Genomic DNA, 23,328 nt, shown 5'->3' on the forward strand with positions numbered 1-23,328 from the left:
GGCATCATGGATTCTGGCCGGCAGCGACACGGTTTGTGGACGTGGGCGATCGTCTTTGCGTTCGCGGGCATGGTGTCGGGCTGCCAGTCGAAGGGCAGCGTCTCGGACGCGCTCGACCCGGCGGCGATCGCCGCACCTGGAGCGCCGGCCGCCGGCACCGCTGCCAGCCCGGCCCAAGCCACGCGATCGCTCGGCACCGGGTCGACGAAGGTCACGATGCTGCTGCCTTTGTCGGCCCCGGGCAACGCCGGCGAAAACGGCAGGAAGATGCTCGATGCGACCAAGCTGGCGATGGCCGACCTTGGAAACGTCCTGCTCACGGTCACGGTCGAGGACACCATGGGCGACAGCGCGCACGCCAGCAAATTGGCGGTGAAGGCGATCACCACCGGAGCCACGATCGTCATCGGCCCGGTGGAACTTGCCGCGGCTCAGCACATTGCCAAGCTGTCGGGATCGAAGCGGCCGCCGGTGCTGGCGCTGGCCGACAATTTCGCCGGCGGCCCGGGCGTCTATGCGGTGCGCCTCAACGAGGCCGACAGCGCGGCCGCGGGCGCAGCCGCCCTGGCGGCCAAAGGCAGCAAGAAGTTCGTGTTGCTCGTCGCGGCAGGAGCGAATGCCGGCGCGGTTGAAAAGCGGGTCGCCAACAGCCTCAGCATCTATGGCGCGACGCTCGCCGTCACCATTCCGTATCCGGCCGGCGATGGCGGCACCAAAGTGGTCAATGATATGGGCTCGCTGGTCGAGGCTCCCGATGCCATCATCATCGCCAGCGGCGACGACAATCCGGCGCAGATCCTTGCGGCGCTGAAAACGAAAGGCATTCCTGGAAAAGCAATTGCCGTCGTTGGAACCAACCGCTGGCTGGAACATCCGATGGAGCCGCTGTTTGAAGGCTCCTACATCGCCACGCTCGACCCAACCGAAACCGGCCCGATCGCCGACCGCTTCAAGACGACCTACAATTATCCAGCCGACGCCAATGTCGCCTACGCCTATGATATGGTCGCCCTGACAGCAGGAATTGCAAGTTCGGCCGGGCCGGACGGCTTCAGCAAGCAGGTGCTCGAAAATCGGAGCGGATTTCGCGGATCGACCGGCCTGTTCCGGTTTCGGGCGGATGGCTCCAGTGAGCGATCCATGCCCTTCTATCAGGTTCAAAAAGGTGCACTCAAGCTGGTCGCCAAATCGACATCGGGGTATTGAGGGGCAAGGAACCTTGCTTGAGTTGATGGGCTGGCCGAGGCACAATCGCTTGATAGCGCTCGGAAGCCTGCTCCTCCTGGCCGGGGTCTTGTTGATCATCCGGGCCGCCGATCTGCTTCCGAACAATCGGCCGGCGCCAGCGCCACGTCAATCCATCGATCATAGCCAGCCAATGCGACCACCTGCGACCGCCGCCAATACGCCATGGCGAGGACGGGCACGCAAGATTGCTCAGGACCTTATCGCGCCGCCACAGCTTGATCCGGCGCAAATCCAACGGGTCGAGCCGCGCCCGCCGCTCAGCGACCTTGGCCTGGCCGCGCCTGCAGGGATGCGAATGCCAAAGGATTGGAAAGAGGTCCTGCTGTACCAACCGGTTGCCACCTCGTCGGCAACCTTCGAATCCATGGGGCGCAAGATAGCCATCAGCGGGATCCAAGGCATTGACCTGGATGAGACCTGTTCCTTTCGCGGCGTCGCCTGGCCTTGCGGCCAGCGTGCGCGCGCGGCGTTCAATTCCTGGCTGCGCGGCCGGGCGCTGAAATGCGTCGTGCCGCCGGAAATCGATCGTTTTGCCATTGCGGCACCGTGCAGCTTGGGCAAGCAGGATGTCGGCGCCTGGCTTGTTTCCAATGGCTGGGCGACGGCCCTGGCGAGTGGCATCTATGGCAAGGCGGAGGCAGTGGCCAGAGACGCGGAGATGGGGATATTCGGCCCGCCACAATAGCCGACAATTCGGTGTCTTTGCTTTTGCCGCCGTAGCCTTGCTTTTGAAGGCCTGATTTCAGGCCAATGGTAGGTGATTGCGCCATTACTAAAATTGTATGTTTCCTCGAAACTGAAAGTGCAGCACCTTGGCCTTATGACAGCCGATCAGGCGGGAGATTGGCTAATGATGACACCAATGGCGAATAGCTCGCCCCGGCAATGGAAAGATGTCGCATGGCTGACTGCCCTGGGATCGGCGGGAATTCTGCTCCTCTCGGTTGGCCTAAATTATCTGCTTCTGTTCTCGGAAGCCTTGACGCCGTTTGGCCGCAGCATGGTCACAGCGATCCTGTTGCCGGTCATCGTCGGTGGCCCGCTTTTGCTGTTCATTGGCCTGCAGCGGACCGAGCTCGTCCGTTATCGAAGGGAACTCAACAAGTCGGCGACCTTTGACAGTCTGACAGGCTGCCTCAACCGGACGGTCTTCACGTCGATGGTCGAAAGGAGAGCAACCAGGCCAAAATCGTCTGGTCCAAGATCTGGCGCCTTCCTGGTCATTCATCCCGAACACATCAGGTCCATCAATCTGCGCTTCGGCCTTGGCTGGGGTGACGAAGCCTTGCGGCTCATAGCCTCGACCATCCAGTCATCGGTACGCAAGGAAGATCTGGTGGGCCGGATCGGAACCTCCATGTTCGGGGTCTTTCTGCCCGGTGCGACAGAAGACGACGCCAGGGAGATCGGCGACCGTATCCGGGCGCGCGTGGCCCAAGCCTATTTCGCGCCAAAAGGAACCGCGGACACGCTGACCATCAGCGTCGGCGGCGTGGTGTTTGAAAACGAGTTGGAATTCGAGGACATGTTCCGATCGGCGGAATCGCTGTTATCCGGCGTCGAACGCCAGCCCGGATTTCAATTGTCGCACCTCCACAACTAGCTGAAACAAGTCGTTGCCGGAGGAACACCGCCGCAAATGTCTTGCCGCACGGCTGCGGCAGCGATCATCTTGGCCCTTGTTGCCAAACCGGACGATTGACCCATGGGCGGTTTCAACCCGTGGGAGGTCTGGTTCCTGACGGTGCTGACGGCATCGCCGCGCATCGCTGGCAGTATTTGCCGGACCGACCAAGTTCTGGTTGCCGCTGGTTGCAGCAACCTTGATCGCCTTGATGGCCGGCTATCGGACCATGCTGCTGCCGCCGAACTCCTGACAGGTCGAGACACCCGCCGCGCGAGTAGCATCAGGTTCGGCGCTCAGGGCACGAGCGACAAAGCTTGAGGGCGCACAGATAGCAGCTGGATCCCCACGGCTCTCTCTTCATCCGTGGGGATCACAAGCACGTCGACGTCGGAACCAGCAAGGCTGATGACCTCGTCGCCTCGTCCATTCAGCTTGTGGTCGATATTAACCGCAAGCCAGCCGGCCACAGCCCCGGCCCTCTCTCGAATATATTGGGCGTTTTGGCCTAGGCCTGCCTTGAACACCAGCGTGTCCAGTCCGCCTATCGCAGCGGCCAGCGACCCGATCTCGCGTGCGATACGATAGACGAAGAGATCGACTGTTTCGGCGGCAAGAGGATCATCGGAGTCGATTAGCGTCCGCATATCACCGGATATCCCTGACACTCCGAGCAGGCCGGATTGCTCGTAGAGAAGCGTGACCAGTCGTCCGTCTGCAGCTTCCGGTCATTCAGCTGCGCGCTTTGCCCCAGCCAGCCCACGCGCCTTTCTCGTTCGCCGGGCTTTGGGCTTCCAATCTCGACATAACCAGCTGCACCATCATCACATGATCAACAGCCTCTCATTCTCTACCAGGCATACTATGACGCCTGGCTGGACCCGGGGACCAAAGGACCAGCCTCAAGGACATTCTCAGCCACGACTTCGACGGTCAGCTGCAGTTCAACCGCGTTGGACGTGAGGTGAACACGAGCGCCGTCAACAAATTTCCCAACGACCATCCCGGCCTGGTCGGGCGGAGCCGGCGACTTTTTCTGTTCGCCGAAATCGTCAAGCACGCCCCTGCTGGGGCGAAGCTTTCTAAAGCACGCTCCAACCACATATTTTAGGAGGGCGGGATGACAGAGCGTGAGCAAGAGATCGTCGCGAATGCATGGGCACTGGCTACGGGCGCACAACAAATCCTAGAGGCGCTTCTCATCATGCTGAAAAAGTCGGGAACGTCGCGCGACCTTCGATTGCCGGGTAGCCGGGTAGCCGGGTAGCCGGGTAGCCGGGTAGCCGGGTAGCCGGGTAGCCGGGAAGTGGACCATCAGTTAAGGGTCCGTAGCTAGAGCGTGATAAAGCAGCAAACACACTATCATAGAAACGGCGCTGCCTAGCAGCTGGTCTGCCGTCAGGCCGGAAAAATAGACAAGATGAAACGCCACCAACGCTCTACCAATCACGGTTCGGAACACTGCCGAAATGACCGTTAGACGGCGCTAATGTTCCGGTCTGGATTCGCTACCGCTTTGGAAGCATTCTGCACTCGGGGGAGAGGGCGTGGGCAAAGTCCAGCGTCATCAAGGTGCGGATCAGGCCGACCGCTGGCGCAAGAACGCAAAGGGGCGGTGGATGTGGCGACGGCAATATCTGCCGGCGCTGGTGATGGTTCCCTGACCGGCTCATCCCAGTTGGCTGGCTGAGTGGCACCCGCACGGCCGGCGCGGGGATCTGCGATATCAAGGGCAACATTTCCACCAGTACCGATGAGCGATTTATCACGTTCCAGGGCAGGAGCATTACTGGAAGACGACGATCAGTTTCAGTACAGCGAGCGCTGGCTGTGCAGCGAGGCAGAGGCATGGGCCGCCGGCTGGCGCAAAGCAAGGCGGTAGCGCGGTAGCCACCACCATGTGCAGGCCCGCCAGCCCGTCATCATGGTCCGAACCTGATCGCACCCGCCGACCTTGGTCTCAACGTCGTTGATTGGCACTGCCACGCGGCTTTCCTTCATTCGCATGGTTCGCAGACATTAGCATGATCGCATACTCTCATCATCCGGCGTCGTCTCCCTCACAAAGCAGCGCCGGTAAGGCTCGGCGCCCTTCTTGTTTGTCCCGTGTGCCAAAGGAGGTCGCCGGGCCTGCCGTTGCTCATTTTTGCGGGTTGCTCCTGATGGCTCCGCTTGGCGCCGTGGCCCTGCGTCTTCCTTCGGGTAAGGCCGGCGAGGCGCTTGTCAGACGGCCTGGCATGTAGAATTATGGTCCTCGTTGCGGCGACGCCCTCAATGGAGAGCGCCAATGGCCAGAACAAACCTTCCGAACAGCTTTCCCGGGCTGAAATCGAGCGCTTCCTGGCGGCAGCCGAAGCGCTGCACAAGAGCATCGCCGGGCCGCTCCTGGCGTACCACAGGGAGGACTGCCAAGCTCTACCTGAGGCCCATGGACCCCTGTTGAAGTCGATTGAGACGGTCACCGGCCAGAAGGCGCAGTTCATCCGCTGGAACGGGACAGGACCGGCACAGCCCCGGAGAAGCCTCCGGGCTGGTTCTCCTCGCGCAACTCTCGCGCCGCATCACCTCTAAGAGCAGTTCGAAGACGCTTTCGATTTCGCCGTTGATTTGGTCGGCAGGGATGCCAGGCTTCTCGGCCGCTGTCGTCAATTGGTCTGCTAAGTCGCTGGCGGCGATCGGATCGCCCCGCGTCACAATCGCGGCGCGGAGGGGTTTTATTAGCTCCCCCTCATCTTGACGCCGGCGCCGGCTGCTCCAAAGTCTTGGGCATGGCTCGGGGAAGTATCAAAGTTGGCGACGAGGTCGCAGTCACGGCGATTGTGCGCGGCCGGGTGACGCCCGATCGCATAAGCGTGACGATCCCCTCCTACGACTTCCCGCATTCTGTTGTCGATTCGACTTGGAAGGCTGTGATTGGCCAGCATATGGAATTGATCGGCCCTGTCACACGCATCGACGGGAACAAAGGTAACCGTCAGCCTCCGGCCATTGGTGACTGTCGACGCCGAGCACGTGCGCCTGGTCGAAAGCCACGTGGCACTTCCGCGAGCGCGAAAAAGGCCGCTCGTTGACAAAGTTTAACTTGCCTGCCCACCCAAGGAACGGCCAGTGAAACTTTCCCCATCACATCGGCTCTGGTCGCCTCCCGCTAGCTGCCGGCGCGTTGCGATATCGGCGCAGTAGACGGGTCGGCATTTTCCGAACTTTCCGACATCTCGTCGCGATGACGTTGGCGAAGGCGCTTCAGCAGTTCGCGTGAGGCTTGGATCGCCCTGCGCGATTGATCCATGTTCTGGCGAAACGTGGCGCGTTCCTCCATGGACTTCTGCCACTTCAGCAAGGTAGCCGTAGTCGCAGTGGCCGCTTGAGCGATATCTATGGGCGTTGCAACCATCGCATCCTCCCAAAAAGGCAATGGTAAACGCAATCTTTATAGGCCCGCCGAAACCCTTTCTTCAATCAAAAACGACCGTACAGATTCATACGCCAAATGGCTATTTGTCGGGGCGCTCGACGGCGGCTTCGTCGACCTCGGCCTCCATCTCGTCGTTGACGGTCTTGGTCTTGCCAAAACCGTCCATCGCCACACCGTCAAAGCCCTGCAGCATGTTCCTGCCAGTAAGCTGGCACCTCACGCTCCTTGCCATCCTTGCGCGCTTGGGCGCCGTACATCCAAGCGTAGGTGGCGCGTTCCTGATCTTTCTTAGGCATGGCCATTTGCATCATCCTCCCGGAAATCCAGCAGCCTTGCGTGCCGCAGCTTCTCTTCGCCTTTGAGGGTCTTGACCCAGCCAACCAGTCCGGGCTTCAGCCACTCGGCCTTGTCCTTTTTATGCCCCTTCGGGACCGGGCGGCCAACCTTGCCCTGGACGCGATCCCAAAGCGCTTGCCGCTCATCGGCATTGAAGTTGACGAGTGCGCCGCCTTTGTAGAGGCCCTTTTCAGCCATGATCACCTGGGTAGCTTTGCCGCGCTCGCGCTGTGCACCGATGATTTGCATTTCCTTTTCCTCAAAGCACTTGATCTTGCGCCAAGCGCTCGTTTGCCGCTGCGATATGACTGCCCTTGAGCTTCGAGACCATGCCTTCTAGCCCGTCTCGTCGACCAGGTGGCAAACGGCGTCACCAGTGCGGCATCGCTCCGCTGATTGAATGCGCCCGCCGGCAGGGATCATTTCGTGCAGGATCTCGCCGCGATCTTCGGTCGGCATCCCCGCGCAGGTCATGATGCGTGGAACCCTGCCGGTTGCTGACCGTTCTCCGTCAATGGAAGCCCCGAACCAACAGAGCCAAACGATCCTCGTGGTTGACGGCGACGTCATCGCCCGATGCGTCATCGCGGACTATCTCCGCCACTGTGGCTACAGGGTGATTGAGGCCCATTTCGCACGTGAGGCGCAACAAGCGTTGAACTATGCGGAGTTCGGTGTGGACACCGTCTTGTGTGACGTTGACCTGCCGGGCAACATGAACGGGTTCCAATTGTCGAAGTGGGTTCGCGAGAACAAGCCCGAGGTCAAAATAGTGCTTTCTGCCGCAGTAGAACGAACTGCGATCGCGGCGGGCGACCTTTGTCAGGAAGGCCCGCACCTTGCGAAGCCGTATGAGCCGGCCAACGTAGTGGACCATATCAGGCGACTGCAGCGTGTTTGGAGCTTACGATCCAGGAACCCTGGTGCAAAGCGCAATTGATCTCTGTCAGACGCCGAGAGGCTCGTCTGCATACCAATGGTGATTGGCCCTGCGAACTGGACGCCGCTCAGAGGAAGAACGGCGTATAAGCCGCAGTCCTGCGTGCGGCCGCAACAGTGGACGGTTGTCGCGCGCAGGACGGAGGAAATTCGCCCTCCTGCCGCGGGCGGTGAACGGGATACCGTAGGAGCGTCAGCATAGCGCCGGCCACAGGACGGGACGCGGCACCGACTGTCCCCGCCCGGTAGTCCGCATGTTTTGGTCGAAGCCGACCGGCTGGGATCGTACGCATTTTGGTTCTCGACGGTACGGCCGCTGATCGGCGATGATGCGAGGACCGAGTTGCCTGGAAGAAATCGATCTGGTCTTGCACCTTTTTTGCTTCCTCATTCGCGGGATAGCTTGTGATTTTCCAGCCTGACAGACTCTCCCCTGTCTATAAGAAATTCCCGACGCATGAGCGCACGTCCAACACAGTGCGGGCTCCAATGCTCACCGGCTGCGCGAGAATGGTAACCACCTACCTTGAGGGGAGCGCCACGTGCGTAATCAACGATGCAGGCGCTGCCAACCTCGGCATCCCCGGCAGTAGCAGGCTTATAAATGAATATGTCGTTGATCAACGCTATCGGCGCAGCCGCCGGGAGATGGACAGACCGCGTTTCAGCTAGCTAGGGTATCGATGTTCCAGGCTAAAGGCATTGGCATGTCCGAATTAGAAAAAAGACCTGAATCCCGTAAAGCAGCAACAAAATGCCGAAAGCTATCCAGAAGCCGGGTCGCGTAAGCAATGCCAGATCTTTTCTTAGCTGCTCCATTCACATCAACTAACATGGCCAAGCGTCGTTCCCGTCCGCTGGGGACAAATTTCAACTGAGCTGATAGGCTTCGTCGCATAGTGCCGCGCCACTGCGGATCGAGACACCTCAGCGCCCCGCGTGAGCACGCGCAACTCGATCGGAGGCGCAAGGAGAAAGTTCGGAACGGTTCCAAGAACCCCAAGCAAATTGAGCGCCGCAGCGGACGATAAGGTTCACGCATATCCCGGCGAACATCCGCACAGCAATGGTCAATATCAACGGCAGAAGGGCGTCCGAAAAGAAACTCATCTCTGCGTCACCGCCTCATCGAGAGTCACCGCTGCGGCATCCTGAATACAGGTCGGCGACCCGAAGAGCATGCATTGCGCAAGATTTTCCAGATGAACTGATGCCGAGACCGGCCCAAGCGTCCACCCTAGCCTCCAGCCGGTCATTGCATGAGACTTCGACAGGCTGTTCACAATTATCGTCCGCTCTCTCATTCCGGGACTGAATGCTATTGAGAGGAACTCGCCGTCGAACACTGTGCTGCGGTAAACCTCATCGCTGATGATCCACAGATTGTGCCGCTCGGCAAATGTGGCAATGGTTTCCAGATCCTCCTTGCCGAACACATATCCGCCGGGATTGTTTGGGGAGTTCAGCAAGATCGCCCGCGTTCGATCTCCTACCGCTGAACGGAGAATATCCTCGGATGCCTTCCGCCGCGCATTTTGCAGCGATAGTTTGACGGATCGGACCACTGCTCCACCGGCGCGTATTGCCGCTTCGTATGTAGATACCAAGGCTCAAGGCAAAGCACCTCGTCGCCAGCTCCGGCAACGGAAGCTTAGTGTGATTGGGCGGCCAGGCGGCCGGTCCCAATTCGTTCGAATGATGCGCTTGCCTCGCCAAGGTCGCATGGTGAGTCAGCCGGCAAACCAAAACACTCAACCGCCGGTTAGGCCCGGCCGCCTGATGCGCCCCACAAGAGGCTGTGCCGGGCCGTTCGTCGGGGCTTCTGCACCTGAGCGTTAATGTGCCCAGGCAACACACCATCGACGCCAAGACGATGGCAAGAAGGGGAGTCGCGCAGTCCTCAAGAATAAGTCAGCAGGCACCTAGACCGATGTAGGGCCTTCCAATCGCAGCTCTCGGCTCCTCGCGGCGCCGGCGCCCTGGCATCGTTTGATTGAACGAAGACGCTGAGTTGAGCTCTCGATACAAAAGCATCTCAGTCCTCGTGCCTCAATGGTTCCGGGCATGCGGCTGCAGGGGATGAAGTCATGAAGTTCAGGGATTTGATCAGACGCGCCGAGGACAATGTGGAGAGGTCGTTCGACGATCTCGAAGCTGACTTGGCTAACGCTGTCGACCAGTGCCTCGATTTGGAGGATGTCGCCGACGTGCCAAACATGGCAGGCGACAACAACGAACAGGATGACAGCGTACGGAGTGAGGGCGGTGCCGGCGACGACGATGATAGCTCGCCGATACCAGCGCATCGGCTGACCTCACACACGCAGAGCCGAATTGCTGCCGTGAGCTCGTTTAACGGCTTGTTCCACGATGCCAAGCTCCATTTCGAGGACATCAACGCAAAAATCTCCGAAATTACAGGCACATGTCAACTGACGTTCGAGTTTTTTCACATCCTTCACGCGGACATTCTCCGTGCGAACGAACTGGAGCTGGCGAATCAAAATCTGATCGCAGATCAAAGGAACTTGTCGGAAAGACTCAATGACCTGAACAGACGGTACTGTGAGCGTCAAGGCACCATCGAGACATTGCAGCAGCGCCAGGCAAGCCTTGTTCAGGAGTGTGAAGTGCTCCGTGGCGCGTTGGCCGCGGCAAGGCTGGAGCTGGTCGAAGCGGCGAACACCACCACAAAGAACGAAGCGGAATTTGGCGACCTCACGAACATGCTTGCCGCCGCAAATGTCGAGGCCGACAGGCGCTCCCGAGAGAACAAACAGCTGCGTGAAAAAAATGTGAGCCTGTCTATTGACCTGGAAAAGGCCATGAAGCGGGAGGAAGAGGCACGGCATAGGCTGGATGCCTTCTCGACGATCCATGCCAACGAAGCTGCGCGAAATTCCGAAATGCTGAGTGCGCTCGGCAAGAGCGAAAAAGAGGCAATCAAATTGCACACCTCACTCGAGGTTGCGCAGGCCAAGTTATGGGAGGTGACCGAAGCAGCCAGGATTATGCGGGCGGACATGGATGGCGAGCTTCAACGCTGCCAGGCTGAGAACCGAGGATTGCGCTCAGAAGTTCAAAGCCTCCAATCGCGCTTCGAACTCGCCTCAATCGCAAACAACGAGGCCGCGGCCGAGATCGCCAGGCTCCAGCTACAATGGAGCGACGCCCTGGCGGAAAAACAGGTGACTGACGAAAGGTTGGCCGCACTCGCTGAGGAGGCCGAAACCAACAAGGTGAACCTTTCCAAGATCACCGCAGATTTTGCGCAACTGTCCATGCAGCAGGCGTCCGATCAGATTGAACTCGATGTGAGACGGCAGGAATGTGAGGACTTGCGGGTCGAAATTGCCTCGGTCAATGCTCGGGTCAGGGAATTGCTGCCCTACAAGAGGTCGCATGGAAGCGCGAACGCCTTGCCGCATACATCTGACGTGGGAAATGTAGCGGTGACTGCAGACCGAACGGTGCATGCCGCACGCCGTGTCCGCCGGAGGGCCCTCGCCGCGTCGTAGGGGCAAAGAACCTCTCCTCGTGAGGCAATTGCCCCTGTCGATGATCGTGGAACGGTATGCGCTCTTTGTTGCGCAAAAGATGACAGGACGCTAACGCTGTTGTCGGAGCAGGACTTGGTGAGGCGGCCAGGAAAATCCTGTTGGGGCCTTGTAGCCGGGACAATGTCCCAGACGAGCTCGCGCGTCGTCCGCCGGCGTCACCCCTGTCCGGCATCACGTCGCCTACCAGCCAGTATGTCAGCAAGCACGCCTGCAGTGTGCCCGCGGTCGACCGCCCACAGCCGCCATGTCATTGCCGGAAAGCCCTCGACATCTGGTCGGTAAGTGGCTTCAGCAGATAAGACCAGACGCTGTGTTCGTCCGTACTTATGTGAACCTCCGCTGGCATACCGGGTTTGAGCACTTTGGCATCGGTCAGACATGTGGACTTGTCTTCGACATTGATGCGCGCCGAGAAATAAGAAAGCTGGCGCTGTTGATCTTTTATCAGGTCCGCCGAGATGCGCTTGACAGACCCTTGGCAGGCAGGCGTGGTGCCGGCGTCGAAAGCCGGAAACCGGATCGAGACCCGCTGACCTGGACGAACGTCATCTATGCGCGACGGCGCAATCAGCGCGTCGACCACAAGGTTGCCGGTGTCAGGGACGATCATCATCAGAACTTCGCCCGCGGCAACCACGCCGCCGATCGTGTGAATGGAAGATTCCTGTACCGTTCCCGATTGCGGAGCGCGGATGGTGGTTTTGGCCAGTTCGTCCTGTGCCACAACCTTGCGCTCGCTGAGTTCGGTCTGCTTGGCTTCCGTTTCACGAAGTTCGCTCGTTACGTCACTACGCCTTTGTTCATCGAGCTGAAGTATCTGCAGTTCGGTCTCGCTGATCCTGGCCTGCGCCTCGGCAACCGCCGCCGCGAGGCGCCCTGATTCTCCGTGCGCCCGGGTGGCATCCAGTCTGATGTTGCTAAGTCGCTCTTTGGACACCAGCTTCTTTGTAAAAAGCGCCTGTACATCGACAAGATCGCCATCCAGCAGGACCACGGATTGTTCTTCCGCGGTCTGTTGCGCCTTGAGGCCCTCAACTTGGCGTTCGAGTTGCTTTGAGCGGCTTTGCAACTGTGCCTTCTGCCCGTTGAGGGCCGTAGCGCGGCTTTCGAACAGCGTGCGCTCACCGTTCACCAAGGCAGCCAGTTCCGGCTCGCCCATTCGCGCTTGAAGGCTGAACGGAAGCTGCATCTCCGACAGGCCTTGCCGCTCTGCCTCCAGCCGCACAAGCCGAACCGTTGCCCGATCAAGATCCTTGCTAATTATCTGCAGATTGGCCCGTGTCAGTGTGTCGTCCAACCGTGCCATCACATCGCCGGCCCGTACATGATCCCCGTCTTGCGCGAAGATGCCACCTATCGTGCCGCCCGTCAGATGCTGCACCTTCTTTATGTTGCTCTCGACCACCACGGTCGCCGGCGCAATTACCGCGCCAGCAATCTTGGTCAGACCGAGCCAGAGCCCGCCGCCGGCAAGCAACATAACCGTGACCGCCGCACCCAGGATCAGGTTGGCCCCGATTCCATCGCGCGTGCCCGAAATCGCGTTGCGCCGGCTCCCATTGCCGATCGGGGCCGATGGAGCCATCGTCGCCTCAGACAAAAAAATATCCCTCATGCATGACCGCTCACCCCTTTGTGCATCGCGACGGCCGCTGCCGGGCGTTCAACAGGCGCAGCAAAGGGGCGGATGACGTTGGCCAGGACCTCCTCGCGTGAGCCGAAGGCGTGAAGCATCCCGTTGGACATTACGAGTACCCTGTCGATATTGGTAAGGGCAGAAGGACGGTGCGCAACTACGATGACGATGCCTCCACGTCTGCGCACTGCCAGGATCGCACCGGCCAAGGCGGTATCGCCATCGACGTCCAGATTTGAATTCGGCTCGTCCAGAACGACAAGAAACGGATCGCCGTAAAGTGCCCTTGCAAGCCCTACGAGTTGCCGCTGTCCAGCCGACAAGGCTGTTCCTCCCTCGCCCATGCGTGTTTGAAAACCGTTCGGCAATCGCAGGATCATTTTGTCGACGCCCGCTGCCTTGGCAGCTGCAAGCACGCCCTTGGCGTCGCCCTTCCCGCCAAATCGCGAAATGTTGTCGGCAACCGTTCCATCAAACAGTTCGACGTCCTGGGGCAGGTAGCCAATATGTGCGCCAAGGTGTTCTTGGTCCCATTGGTCAAGCGAGGCGTCGTCCAGCCTCACCGTGCCGCGAAGTGGCTGCCAGACGCCCACCAGCGCGCGCACAAGCGTGCTTTTGCCAGAACCGCTCGGGCCGACAACGGCCATTCCCGTCCCTGCAGCCAGGCGGAAGCTGACATTGGCTACCGTCGGTTTTTGCTGGCCCGGTGGCGCTATAGTCAGGTCCTCGACCGCAAGCTCCGCTTGGGGGCGCGGAAGTTCCATATGTTCGTCCCGGTCAGGAAAAGCGGCCAGGGCCGTTGCCAGTTGCGAATAGCTTTGCCGGAACGCGGCGAACCCTCGCCAGTTCGCGATAGCGGCGTCAACAGGAGCCAATGAGCGGCCCAGCAAGATGGAGGATGCGATGATCACGCCTGGCGAGGCTTCGCCTCCTATCACCAGGTAGGCACCCAGTCCAAGAACGCAGGACTGCAAGGCCAAACGCAGTGCCCTAGAGAGTGCCCCGGTGGCGCCGACGACGTCGGAAAGCCTCTCTTGGTGCCGCAGATATGCGTTATTGATCTCGCCCCAGCGGTGGGCAAGCCGTGCGGAAAGGCCCATCGCGCGCACGACCTCCGCGTTGCGGCGTCCGGATTCGGCGAGATTGCGTTGCGACACCAGCGTCTCGGACGCGCGTGTCACCGATGTGCGGCCAAGAACTTCCGCCATGACCGTGAGCAGCACGACAATGATCGCACCGCTTGTGGACAACAGACCGAGCGCAGGATGCAGGAAATAGATGATCAGCAGGTAAAATGGAATCCACGGAGCGTCGAAGATGACAGTCGGCCCCATTCCGGAAAGGAAGCCGCGTAACTGATCGAGATCACGGAGGGGCTGTATCCGGTTCGCATCCTGCCCGCCAATGAGCGGCAAGGACAGTGAGAGGCCGAACACCCTCTGCTTCAAATTCCTATGGACACGATTGCCCACTCGAACCAGCAGGCGCAGCCGCACGAAATCCAGCAGCCCGTAGACAGCGTAAAGACCCAGCATTCCGATCGTGAACCCGACAAGCGTCGGAACGCTCTGCGAAGGTAAAACGCGATCGTAAATTTGCAGCATATAGACCGAGCCGGTCAGGGCGAGAAGGTTTATGACTGCCGAGAAGACGCCGACGCCTACCAGGCCAGGCACGGTCCCAAGCATTGCGCCTCGCAGATCCGACGAACTCCTTCCACCAGGGTTCATGGGTTTCGACCTCCCGTGAGAGATCGTTGCGCAAGCTCACTGGCCCCACTGGGCACGGACAATCTCTTGCTGTTCAGGAGCGTATCCCCTTAGCCTTCTAATATTACGCCCCGCTAACATGATTGGACTTTAGTCAAAATGTAGCAAAATCGTGGCGCTGACCCGAGAAACCCGGAACCCACATATTAAATCGGGGGAAAACTGCCGTTCCACCGTATTTAGACGGGCTTCATGCCGGGCGAGCCACCCCAAGAAAACCGCTGCCTGCCGTTTTCGGGGCTTTCTCGGGATTTAGCGCTTCCTCGCAACAACCAGGAAGTGTTGCGCCAGCTGGCCAGGAACGCGAAGCCTTCTGCAGGCCTTCTCGACAGGCTGCATCATCATTTCACAGAACCCTGGCAACAGGTTTCCCGGCCGAGGCAGGTAACCGTACGGTATCGTCTGCTCGACGGTGAATCCCGAGGCAGTCAGGAGGGCCTTGAACCTCGCTGCGCTCAGCGTGTTGCGAATGGTGCGTCGAGACACTCGATTGAGCAGCCGGCACGCCAGGCCGACGGGCGACGTCGCATTCATGTGAACGTTGCACACAAGCCGCCCGCCATCTTTAAGGTGCTCATTGATCGCTTTCAGTGCATGCCATTTCAGTTCATCCTCTGCGTTCAGGAAAAAACGAAATGCGGTTACCACATCGAACGTCATACCCAACTGCTCCCTTGTCACGTCGACGTGACGCAAACTCACATTGGGCGGTACTTGAGCGCTGTCGAGCATAGTTCTGGAAACGTCGGCGCCAACCACCTCGCTGAAGAGGCCGGCGGCTACCTCGGCGATGCGGCCTGTTCCGCATGCGAAATCAAGGCAGTTTCGGCTCGCTCCGCTAAAGGGGCGAAGAACGTCGAGGATCAGGGGCTTTTCGATGTTCTCCCAAAGCGCGCCATAATAGCCGGAACTGTGCGTTTTGTTGTAATGTAGGCCGTAGCCGGGCGCGCAATGGCTGGTCCTGTAGCCGTCCGACACGAAGCCGCCCTGCGAATTGCTCTCCTTGCTAGACGTAAATTCCTGCCAATTTCCGGACTCACCGGCGCGCGACCTGGACCGCACAATTCGCGCTGACGGCATATGGAAAGCATAACTTGACGACTGCGTCACCTGATCCGCGTTCGTTGAGGGTGTCAGGGTCGCTCCCTGGTTGAAAATGCGCCTCACCTTGGATCTCCGTTCAGTTGGGTTCGCCCCCCCGATAGAACAGTAAGCTCCGCACGGACTGCGGCTGACGCCCTATTGGACTGCCACACTTTGCAGTTCACTGCTGAATCTGGCTTCGACAGTATCCCCCGGCAGCACAATCGCATCTTCGTCAACCAACAGCTTGCGCCATTCATTGCCGATCTTGCGTACGATGGTCACCTGGGCCCGTACCGTTTCGCCGGCAATCGGCAATGGCTGTGTGGATGCTCCGGTCGGCTGCAGCTTCTCGCTGGCGGCATGGAGCCTGGCGGTGACATCCGCCAGCCGGGCGTTGGTGTCCTTCAGATCCGTCAGCAGGCCAATCCTCCTTTGATTGTCGTTGCGTTCGTGCTGTCTGACAAAGTCCTCCTGCTGGCGCCGCGCCCTCATCAGTTCGACCGAGGTTTGAAGCGCGCCGCTTGAAGATAAAAGCAACGCGCGCCTGACATCCGCGAGCCGGGTGTTGGTCAGATTGCCTGCATCGAATGCCTTCGTCACTCGCGCCAAATCTTGCTCATCCGCCTTCACGCTCTCGCCCTCGACTCGTTCGCGTTTCTGCAAAACGCCAATTTGCTCGGCAGCGTCCGTCCGGCCCTTCTCCAGAAAATCCTGCTCTTGCCGGAAATCACTCAGCGCAACCTTTAGCGCCTCTGCTTCAGCCTGAGCCATCGCGGCTACAACGCTCGGCGAAAGAGGTGATCCCTGTGGTGTCTTCTTGTCGAAATCCGCCTGGCCCTGAAGCTCGGCGCGAATGCGGGCAGCGTGAAGGTATTCTTTCGTGTAATCTCCCCAGAGCATTTCGTAATCGCGCTTGAGATCGACCGGATCAGGCCCGGCCTGGCCCGCCCGTGATCGCAAAAAACTGAAGCCGCCGGAAACGGCCAGCGCCTGCCGTACAGTCATGAGCGGACGGTAGGCCTGTTGTCCTGGGGTGAGCACATCGCCCGTTACATAGATCGGGCGATAGTCCGCTATGATTGCTGTGACATCGTCGGGCTCGACAGTAACTGTCTGCTCCCGCCCGTCAGTCAGACGCACGTGAAAAATCTTGCTTGGCAAGAGCTCTTGCATTCGCCTTTGCAATTGAGACGCCGTCAGGCCTGCGACCATGATCATCCCCGCCTCCGGAAGGGCGATATTGCCATCCATCTGGACTATGGCGCGCTGCGTCCGATCAGGGATAGGCGCTATTCCTATCTCGACCGTATCGCCAGGTGAGAGTTGATAGGGCTCGACCTCGCCTGCGCAAGCCATCGAGGTTAGCGACATCATCACGACTGCGCCAAGAACGTATCGTCTACTGAAGATCATTTGCGACAATCTCCTTCCGGTCGAACACCGGCTTCAAAGGCCATTCAACACGAGTAACGAAATCGTATACCGGGCCACCGGGCACGCCCCAGTTGCTGGACCAGACCACCTGGGAGCCGTCTGGAGACGGAGAGGCATGCGTCTCGCTCCAGTAGTCGAAGGGCGCGTTGTGCGTGTCTGCGACACGGCGGACCTCTCGACTGCCGTCTAGACGCAGCGCAATGACTTGCTGAGCGTAAGGCGCCCAATCCGGGTGCTGCGATAGTTCGGCTGGCGTGCCGCCATAACTCAGAAACACCCAGCCGGGCCTGCCGAGCGACCTGAGTGACGCATGCATGGCCTCGCCATATTTCATCAGCGAGGTAGCCTTGCCATCAGCCAAGCGGCGCTTGATCACCTGATATTTGTCAGGATCCGATTTGCTGATCCCGACATAGATTTCGCTTCCGTCGGAATCGACCGTCATGTCGCCATGGCCCGGTCGATGGTGCTCCATCCACTTCTGGCGCAATATGCCGTCGATGGAGAAGACGAAACTCGCTTCGATTCCGTCCGGTAATTGCTGGGAACACACTATGTTGATTCCGAGTGGTGAGATCGAGCAGGAGCCGGTTGTTCCCGGGAATTCGGCAAGATCGATATCGGGGAATTTCTGCCGTAGCTTTAGATCGTAGCCAAAGACCACCGCTCTGCCGTCATTGTTCGTTGCACGCACCGCAATCCGGCTGCCGTCGCGGCTCGGATTGCCTTTGTTGGGTCCAAATTTGAGGTTGGAGTACGCTCCGGAGGCGAACACGACGTCCTCATGATCGGTACGTGGGGCCCATGTCGCAATCTGCCGGCCCCCGACGCAGATCATCAACTCGGGATCGGTGGGATGCCATTCGCATTCGGTCGCGCGGTTGCGGTGGAACAAAGGCAAGTAGGTTTGTCCGTCGAGAAAGCACAGGCCACCGCAGCCATTGGCGATCAGGAGCAGGCTCTGGTCGGCATTCCAAGCCTGTGCGCTTGAGTAACGGTGGGTGCAGTACTTCTTCCCGCATACACCCGCCCGGCCGAGAACGCCCGGTCTGGTGATCCGTGCGAAAACCATGCCAGACCAAGGATCCCTTGTTTCGCGCACATAGCCCGGCAGGTTGTTCAGGACCGCAGTGGCCGCCGCCTCCGCTGCCTTGCTTTGACGGCCACCGGCAACGTAGATGTTGGGAGATATGGCACCGGCAGCCAGCAACAGCGCCAACGCATGACGGCCGCCCAGGGTCATGTCATGTAACCCACTTCGCGCCGTACCCGGCCTTCACTAAGGCGCTCGCGCCACCACGTGATTGTTCGCTCCAGCCCATCGCGCAGGCTGGTCTGTGTCCGCCATCCAGTCTCGCGTTCAAAGCGCGAGGAGTCGGCGAGCAAGGCGCGAACTTCGGAATTTTGCGGCCTCAGGCGCCTTTCATCACGACGGACCGGCTTTTTGCAATCGGTCAACTCAAGAACAATGGCCAATACGTCCGAGACGGTCGCAGCGCGTTGGCTGCCAGCGTTGTAGGCGTGGCCGAACTCGAGCTGGGCGAGACCTGCGGTCAGGAACGCTGTCGCGGTATCTTCGACATAGGTCAGGTCGCGGATCGGGCTGGTATCCCCGATCATGATTGCAGGACATTTCGGGTCGAGGACCTGCCGGATAATGGTCGGCACGATGGCGCGTTCACTCTGGCGCGGGCCATACGTGTTGAAGGGTCGCATGATGACCACAGGGACATCGAACGACCTGGCGTAGGACTCCGCCATCATGTCAGCGCCGATTTTGGACGCCGAATACGGTGACTGTCCCTGCAGGGGGTGTGTTTCGCCGATCGGCATGGTTTGGGCAGTTCCATAGACCTCGCTCGTCGAGGTATGGATCACCCGCTCCGTCTCCCACAGGCGCGCCGCTTCGAGGACATTCACCGTGCCTAAGATGTTGGTTTCCACATAGGACTGGGCAGCGGCGTAGGAGTATGGAATCGCAATAAGCGCCGCCAGATGAAAAACCGCGGCTTGGCCGCGCATGATCCGGTTAAGGAACGCACTGTCGCGGACGTCACCACGGACGAGCCTCAACTGGCTGCGGATGGTGTCCGGCAGATCGTCTAGCCATCCATGGCTGTCGAAGGAATTGTAAAGGGCAAGGGCTGTGACATCTGCCCCGTTGCGAACAAGCGCCTCCGTGACATGCGAACCGATGAATCCGTCCGCGCCGGTCACCAGGACTTTCTTTCCATTGTAGCTCATCACTGCGCATTCCTTTGGCTGTTTGGAACGCTTCCCTTGGATATTCAAACGTCGATCGGCGGTACCGGAACCCAACCGACCACTGCCAGCACTCCCCGCACCATCCACGCGAGGTCGGAGACGATGGTGCGTCGCGGATAATATGAGAGGTCCAGTGTTGCCTTGGCGGGGAACATGACCTCCCGGTAGAACACGATCGGATCTACGGATTGGGGGAAGTAATGCGCTTCGTGCCGAAAAACGACCTGGGCTGGTCCCAGCAGGCCTGGCTTGTATTGCAGCACGGCCCTAAGCTCGCCCCGGAAACAATCGGCGAAAGCCAGGCTCTCGGGCCGTGGGCCGACGATCGCCATTTCGCCTTTGAGGACATTCCACAGCTGCGGTAGTTCGTCCAGCTTCGTCGCTGCGAGAAAGCGGCCAACGGTGGTCATGCGTGTATCGCCCACGACCGTCAGCGCAAGGCCTTGAGAGCCGCAGTTCACACCGAATTTGCGAAATTTGTACATGCGGAAGGTTCGGCCGCCGGCCCCGATGCGGGTCTGAGCGAACAAGATCGAGCCACCGCCCTCGAGCAGAAGCGCTCCGGCGATCAGCAGCATCAATGGCGCCAATGCGACGGTAGCGATGCCCGCCACCGCAAGATCGATTGCGCGTCTCGCAAAGCCGTGATCAGGATTGGGAACGAACATCCGGTGAAAGGCAGGGTCTAACGCATTCATGCAGCAGTTCCTCTTTGGGCGCCTGCTTTGAGCGCGCCTGTTTTGAGCGCGGCTGCCAGGGCAGCCACGACTGATTCGGCGGCGGCGGAAGTGATCTGGGGGTGCAGCGGAATTGTGAGCTCTCGCTCAGCGAAATCCTCTGTTCGGGGCAAACTCACGCCGGGAAAGCGCTCGCGGTAGAACGTCATTTGGTGCACCGGCGGGTAGTGGATGGTGGTCTGTATGCCCTGTGTCCGCAGCTCGTCGATGACATCCTGCCGGCTCGCGTAGCGCGGCAGGACGATCGGCATGATGTGGTAAGCCGACGTCCGGGGTTCGCTAAATGGAATGACAATGGCTGGGCAACGGTCCGCGATCAGGCGTCGGTACAAGACAGCTATGATACGCCTGATTTCGTTCCACTCTTGCAGGTTCTGCAACTGAACCAGCCCTATTGCCGCTCGCATCTCGTCCATTCGGTAGTTGAACCCGAGCATCGTGACATCATATTGCGGCGTACGACTGTTCAGCCGCTGATGCGTCCCCGTGGTCATTCCGTGCCCGCGGGCCAGGCGAACCCTGTCGAGCAGATCGGGGTCACGTGCAATCACGGCGCCCCCTTCGGCCGTTGTCATGTTCTTGTTGCCATAGAAGCTGAACGCGGCCGCGGCGCCGAAGGTCCCGACTTCCCTAAGCCCGGGCGCGTGCGCAGCGTCCTCGATGATATGCAGCCCGCGAAGCCGGGCGAACCGCTGCCATTGTTCCCGATCGGCGAGATACCCGGCGAAGTGAACGAGAATGACCGCTTTCGTGCGCGTCGTGCACCGCGCTTCGGCTTCCGCAACCGAGATCAACGGCACGTCGACGGACTCGATGTCGACGAAGACCGGCGTCGCCCCTACATACAGCACCGCATTCGCCGTCGCCACGAACGTCAGCGAAGGAACCAGTACTTCGTCGCCAGGGCCGATGCCCAAAGCATGGAGGAGAAGATGGAGCGCTGCGGTGCAGGAACCAACCGCGACGCAATCTCGCGCGCCATGCATGCTGGCAAAGGCCTGTTCGAACTCTCGTACCCTGTCCCCCATCGTAAGCCAGCCGCTATCAATCACCTGCGACAGGGCTGCCTTCTCTGGCACGCCTAGGATCGGGGCGCTCACCAAGAGCATCTTGACCTCCTGAAAGCCTTGTTAGTGGCTAGACCTCTGCATCAGACTTTCATGCGGCTGCAGCGGCAGCCGCGACCTCGATTGAGGACGACTGATCTTCCCAGGCAATTGCCTGTGCATTCTGGAAGTCATCGACACGACCGATGTCGAGCCAAAGACCGTCATGCTTGTAAACATGCACGGTCGTGCCGCCCTGCATCATCTGCAGCATCAGGTCATCGAACCCAAATGGGATCCCGGACGGAATGAACCGCAGGACATCTGGGTTCATGCAGTAAATACCCATGCTGACGAGATGGGAAAGCGTCGGCTTTTCCCGGAAGAGCTGGACGGTATTGTCGATCTCGTCGATGACCCCGAAGTCCATCTTGATATGACGGCACGCCGTGGCGATCGTAACGGGATCCCTATGCAAGCGGTGCGCGGCTACAAACCGGCTCAGGCTTAGATCTGTGAGGACATCGCCGTTCAGAACGACAAATGTTTCGTTCAGTTCATCCCTAATCAGAGAGAGAGGTCCGACGGTGCCGAGTGGCTCCATTTCCTGGGTATATTTGATCTTCAAGTTCCATTGCGATCCGTCGCCGCAGACGCTCCGGATCAAATGTCCTAGATACCCTGTCGTAATATATACCTCTTCAATGCCGTTGCGCCGCAGCCACTTCAAAAGCAACTCAAGAACAGGCCTGGCCCCTATCGGCATTAATGGTTTCGGCAGGACCGATGTAAACGGTCGAAGGCGCGTACCCATCCCACCACATTGAATCACCGCTTTCATTCGATCCTCCTGATCTGCAGTTGGCTTTGTTCGGGATCGGTGTTCCATTGTCCGGCCAGGGCACACCCTCAAATCCGGCCAAACCTCGGCGGCAATCCGAACATCATATGCGAAAAGGTATGTGACAGCCGGGGCGGCTGTCGTCGTGCATTCGAATGGTAGGGATTCAAAACGTTCAAGGTATTAGATGGCCACGAGATCAACAGCCGATAGAAGCGCGATTGGGCACTGATCATGACGCCGATAAAACGAAAGCAGTTGCTTTCAAGAAAGCTGCGATCCGCCAGGGCCGGACCGGCCTACAGGTCCGGCGACAGCGGGTGGCGACATAACAGATGTCACATGATTACGATGGTCCTGAACAGCTGGCTTTGGACCCACAAATGGGGAACCGGCATCGTTTTGCGGACGGGCACCGCACGCCAGGGTTAAAAATCTATGGATGAGCTTCGCAATTTAGTATTATATTAGACGTTCTGGATGTGCGTGGATGGGACGCTGCGGACATCACTGTGATGCGTTGACCAGTGGATGGCCGCCATTTTAGGACCACCACGGATTGTCGATCATAGGCGAATGGGAGGTTCCAGCGGGTTTTCTCGTCGGGAACCGAGTAACGCGTTGGGGTAGTTGCATGGCTCGGATCGTCATTGCCGACGATCACGGCTTATATCGGCGTGGTCTCCGGCTGGCTCTCATGGCTGGAATTCCAAGCGCCGAAATATTCGAAGCTTCGTGTTTCGATGCCGCGGTCAATCTTCTAGAGGAGCAGGCTTCCATCGATCTTGCGATCCTCGATCTGAACATGCCTGGGCTGTTCCATCAGGAAGTGCTCAGCGACTTTATGGCTGCCTATCCTGACACTCGCTTTGCGATCGTTTCCGGGGATGATTCCCGCTCGGAGATACTGACCGCGCTTTCGATCGGACTTCACGGGTATATCGTCAAATCGCAGAGCGACGAAGAAGTCGTGCTGGCTGTAAACGAAATCCTCGCTGGCCGGATCTATGTGCCATCTCTGCTATCTCGAACGTCTGCCGACCAGAGATCGCATGCCCCCCCACCTCCGGTTCAAAATCCCAGCCGCCGGCACGAGGGCTCGGGCGACGTCGCTAGGCTGACATCTAGACAGAAGGACGTCCTCAAGCTGATGGCAGAGGGGTACTCGAATAAGGAGATTGCCCGTAATCTGGACATTGCCGAGGCGACAACGAAAATCCATGCCGCAGCCGTGCTGCGTGAGCTTGGGGTTAGAAACCGTACCGAAGCAGCTGTGTTGCTCCAAAGCTGGCTGACGAGACAGGCGAGTTGACGTATGCCCCTCGAACCGGCCCGAGTTTGCTTGCAGGAAATCGCAGCAAAGGGCCCACACCATCGGTTAATTGGCCAATT

Annotated in this window: 20 protein-coding genes and 1 pseudogene; 7 read left to right on the forward strand and 14 right to left on the reverse strand. The window is 59.3% G+C overall.

Annotated elements, in window-relative coordinates; genetic code table 11:
* Positions 1–6 precede the first annotated feature (6 nt).
* The 3 genes from NLY37_RS14825 (at position 7) to NLY37_RS14835 (ending at position 2,851) form a co-directional block, all read left to right on the forward strand.
* Entirely contained in the window at positions 7–1,206 is a 1,200-nt protein-coding gene (locus NLY37_RS14825) for an ABC transporter substrate-binding protein (RefSeq protein ID WP_023741870.1), read from the forward strand.
* A 13-nt stretch (positions 1,207–1,219) separates the two neighbouring features.
* Positions 1,220–1,933: a thermonuclease family protein gene (locus NLY37_RS14830; RefSeq protein ID WP_245260769.1), complete on the forward strand. Its 714-nt coding sequence runs from the start codon at positions 1,220–1,222 to the stop codon at positions 1,931–1,933.
* A gap of 165 nt (positions 1,934–2,098) precedes the next feature.
* Positions 2,099–2,851: a GGDEF domain-containing protein gene (locus NLY37_RS14835; RefSeq protein WP_023733234.1), complete on the forward strand. Its 753-nt coding sequence runs from the start codon at positions 2,099–2,101 to the stop codon at positions 2,849–2,851.
* 317 nt (positions 2,852–3,168) lie between these two features.
* Here the strand turns inward: NLY37_RS14835 and NLY37_RS14840 are convergent, their stop codons facing one another.
* Positions 3,169–3,519 carry an acetate/propionate family kinase gene (locus NLY37_RS14840; RefSeq protein WP_023741871.1) on the reverse strand — a complete coding sequence of 117 codons (351 nt, stop codon included), beginning with the start codon at positions 3,517–3,519 and terminating at the stop codon, positions 3,169–3,171.
* A gap of 1,066 nt (positions 3,520–4,585) precedes the next feature.
* On the opposite strand from NLY37_RS14840, the pseudogene NLY37_RS30940 reads away from it, so the two are divergent.
* Positions 4,586–4,754: pseudogene (locus NLY37_RS30940) on the forward strand (sunset domain-containing protein); the annotation flags it as partial.
* On the opposite strand, the gene NLY37_RS14850 reads toward NLY37_RS30940, so the two are convergent.
* The 3 genes from NLY37_RS14850 to NLY37_RS14865 form a co-directional block, all read right to left on the reverse strand.
* A complete protein-coding gene (locus NLY37_RS14850; protein WP_023670919.1) occupies positions 4,682–4,873 on the reverse strand; it encodes a hypothetical protein in 192 nt (63 codons plus the stop codon). The pseudogene NLY37_RS30940 and the gene NLY37_RS14850 overlap by 73 nt on opposite strands.
* Positions 4,874–6,020: 1,147 nt before the next feature.
* Positions 6,021–6,266, reverse strand: coding sequence for a hypothetical protein (locus NLY37_RS14860; protein WP_023714697.1), 246 nt, complete (start codon positions 6,264–6,266; stop codon positions 6,021–6,023).
* A 309-nt stretch (positions 6,267–6,575) separates the two neighbouring features.
* On the reverse strand, positions 6,576–6,872 hold the full coding sequence (locus tag NLY37_RS14865) for an ATP-dependent DNA ligase (protein ID WP_023681052.1): 297 nt from the start codon (positions 6,870–6,872) through the stop codon (positions 6,576–6,578).
* A 223-nt stretch (positions 6,873–7,095) separates the two neighbouring features.
* Here NLY37_RS14865 and NLY37_RS14870 point away from each other — a divergent pair, with 223 nt between their 5' ends.
* Positions 7,096–7,563, forward strand: a complete 468-nt coding sequence (locus NLY37_RS14870) for a response regulator (RefSeq protein ID WP_245275317.1) — start codon at positions 7,096–7,098, stop codon at positions 7,561–7,563.
* Positions 7,564–8,668: 1,105 nt separating this feature from the next.
* On the opposite strand, the gene NLY37_RS14875 is transcribed toward NLY37_RS14870, so the two are convergent.
* Positions 8,669–9,169, reverse strand: a complete 501-nt coding sequence (locus NLY37_RS14875) for a pyridoxal phosphate-dependent aminotransferase (RefSeq protein ID WP_286442737.1) — start codon at positions 9,167–9,169, stop codon at positions 8,669–8,671.
* Between the two features lie 480 nt (positions 9,170–9,649).
* Between NLY37_RS14875 and NLY37_RS14880 the strand changes: the two genes are divergently transcribed.
* Positions 9,650–11,080 carry a coiled-coil domain-containing protein gene (locus NLY37_RS14880; RefSeq protein WP_023741174.1) on the forward strand — a complete coding sequence of 477 codons (1,431 nt, stop codon included), beginning with the start codon at positions 9,650–9,652 and terminating at the stop codon, positions 11,078–11,080.
* Positions 11,081–11,369: 289 nt separating this feature from the next.
* On the opposite strand, the gene NLY37_RS14885 is transcribed toward NLY37_RS14880, so the two are convergent.
* The 9 genes from NLY37_RS14885 to NLY37_RS14925 form a co-directional block, all read right to left on the reverse strand.
* Positions 11,370–12,707, reverse strand: coding sequence for an HlyD family type I secretion periplasmic adaptor subunit (locus NLY37_RS14885; RefSeq protein WP_023670911.1), 1,338 nt, complete (start codon positions 12,705–12,707; stop codon positions 11,370–11,372).
* Between the two features lie 26 nt (positions 12,708–12,733).
* Entirely contained in the window at positions 12,734–14,446 is a 1,713-nt protein-coding gene (locus NLY37_RS14890) for a type I secretion system permease/ATPase (RefSeq protein ID WP_023681048.1), read from the reverse strand.
* Between the two features lie 333 nt (positions 14,447–14,779).
* Positions 14,780–15,694 (reverse strand): class I SAM-dependent methyltransferase, encoded by a 915-nt coding sequence (locus NLY37_RS14895; RefSeq protein WP_245270789.1) that lies wholly within the window; start codon positions 15,692–15,694, stop codon positions 14,780–14,782.
* Between the two features lie 72 nt (positions 15,695–15,766).
* On the reverse strand, positions 15,767–17,026 hold the full coding sequence (locus tag NLY37_RS14900) for a polysaccharide biosynthesis/export family protein (RefSeq protein WP_023741172.1): 1,260 nt from the start codon (positions 17,024–17,026) through the stop codon (positions 15,767–15,769).
* Positions 17,013–18,290 (reverse strand): hypothetical protein, encoded by a 1,278-nt coding sequence (locus tag NLY37_RS14905; protein ID WP_023741171.1) that lies wholly within the window; start codon positions 18,288–18,290, stop codon positions 17,013–17,015. The genes NLY37_RS14900 and NLY37_RS14905 overlap by 14 nt, the downstream gene beginning before the upstream one ends.
* Positions 18,287–19,291: an SDR family NAD(P)-dependent oxidoreductase gene (locus NLY37_RS14910; RefSeq protein ID WP_023711226.1), complete on the reverse strand. Its 1,005-nt coding sequence runs from the start codon at positions 19,289–19,291 to the stop codon at positions 18,287–18,289. The genes NLY37_RS14905 and NLY37_RS14910 overlap by 4 nt, the downstream gene beginning before the upstream one ends.
* Positions 19,292–19,335: 44 nt before the next feature.
* Entirely contained in the window at positions 19,336–20,010 is a 675-nt protein-coding gene (locus NLY37_RS14915) for a sugar transferase (RefSeq protein WP_023681043.1), read from the reverse strand.
* Positions 20,007–21,158, reverse strand: a complete 1,152-nt coding sequence (locus NLY37_RS14920) for a DegT/DnrJ/EryC1/StrS family aminotransferase (RefSeq protein ID WP_023670904.1) — start codon at positions 21,156–21,158, stop codon at positions 20,007–20,009. Before NLY37_RS14920 ends, NLY37_RS14915 begins: the two co-directional genes overlap by 4 nt.
* A 49-nt stretch (positions 21,159–21,207) precedes the next feature.
* Complete coding sequence (locus tag NLY37_RS14925; protein WP_023681041.1) at positions 21,208–21,936, reverse strand: nucleotidyltransferase family protein; 729 nt, start codon at positions 21,934–21,936, stop codon at positions 21,208–21,210.
* A 634-nt stretch (positions 21,937–22,570) separates the two neighbouring features.
* Between NLY37_RS14925 and NLY37_RS14930 the strand changes: the two genes are divergently transcribed.
* Entirely contained in the window at positions 22,571–23,248 is a 678-nt protein-coding gene (locus NLY37_RS14930; protein WP_023670902.1) for a LuxR C-terminal-related transcriptional regulator, read from the forward strand.
* The last annotated feature ends 80 nt before the right edge of the window (positions 23,249–23,328 follow it).

Source organism: Mesorhizobium sp. C395A, from assembly GCF_030323205.1.
In the GTDB taxonomy this organism is placed as follows: domain Bacteria; phylum Pseudomonadota; class Alphaproteobacteria; order Rhizobiales; family Rhizobiaceae; genus Mesorhizobium.

What these genes read in the sequence shown, in the direction of transcription:
- NLY37_RS14915 (WP_023681043.1), bottom strand. Translation starts at nt 20,010, where the DNA reads ATGAATGCGTTAGACCCTGCCTTTCACCGGATGTTCGTTCCCAATCCT.
- NLY37_RS14880 (WP_023741174.1), top strand. Translation starts at nt 9,650, where the DNA reads ATGAAGTTCAGGGATTTGATCAGACGCGCCGAGGACAATGTGGAGAGG.
- NLY37_RS14905 (WP_023741171.1), bottom strand. Translation starts at nt 18,290, where the DNA reads ATGACCCTGGGCGGCCGTCATGCGTTGGCGCTGTTGCTGGCTGCCGGT.
- NLY37_RS14850 (WP_023670919.1), bottom strand. Translation starts at nt 4,873, where the DNA reads ATGAAGGAAAGCCGCGTGGCAGTGCCAATCAACGACGTTGAGACCAAG.
- NLY37_RS14865 (WP_023681052.1), bottom strand. Translation starts at nt 6,872, where the DNA reads ATGCAAATCATCGGTGCACAGCGCGAGCGCGGCAAAGCTACCCAGGTG.
- NLY37_RS14930 (WP_023670902.1), top strand. Translation starts at nt 22,571, where the DNA reads ATGGCTCGGATCGTCATTGCCGACGATCACGGCTTATATCGGCGTGGT.
- NLY37_RS14920 (WP_023670904.1), bottom strand. Translation starts at nt 21,158, where the DNA reads ATGCTCTTGGTGAGCGCCCCGATCCTAGGCGTGCCAGAGAAGGCAGCC.
- NLY37_RS14910 (WP_023711226.1), bottom strand. Translation starts at nt 19,291, where the DNA reads ATGAGCTACAATGGAAAGAAAGTCCTGGTGACCGGCGCGGACGGATTC.
- NLY37_RS14840 (WP_023741871.1), bottom strand. Translation starts at nt 3,519, where the DNA reads ATGCGGACGCTAATCGACTCCGATGATCCTCTTGCCGCCGAAACAGTC.
- NLY37_RS14835 (WP_023733234.1), top strand. Translation starts at nt 2,099, where the DNA reads ATGATGACACCAATGGCGAATAGCTCGCCCCGGCAATGGAAAGATGTC.
- NLY37_RS14925 (WP_023681041.1), bottom strand. Translation starts at nt 21,936, where the DNA reads ATGAAAGCGGTGATTCAATGTGGTGGGATGGGTACGCGCCTTCGACCG.
- NLY37_RS14870 (WP_245275317.1), top strand. Translation starts at nt 7,096, where the DNA reads ATGATGCGTGGAACCCTGCCGGTTGCTGACCGTTCTCCGTCAATGGAA.
- NLY37_RS14825 (WP_023741870.1), top strand. Translation starts at nt 7, where the DNA reads ATGGATTCTGGCCGGCAGCGACACGGTTTGTGGACGTGGGCGATCGTC.
- NLY37_RS14860 (WP_023714697.1), bottom strand. Translation starts at nt 6,266, where the DNA reads ATGGTTGCAACGCCCATAGATATCGCTCAAGCGGCCACTGCGACTACG.
- NLY37_RS14890 (WP_023681048.1), bottom strand. Translation starts at nt 14,446, where the DNA reads ATGCTTGGGACCGTGCCTGGCCTGGTAGGCGTCGGCGTCTTCTCGGCA.
- NLY37_RS14885 (WP_023670911.1), bottom strand. Translation starts at nt 12,707, where the DNA reads ATGGCTCCATCGGCCCCGATCGGCAATGGGAGCCGGCGCAACGCGATT.
- NLY37_RS14900 (WP_023741172.1), bottom strand. Translation starts at nt 17,026, where the DNA reads ATGATCTTCAGTAGACGATACGTTCTTGGCGCAGTCGTGATGATGTCG.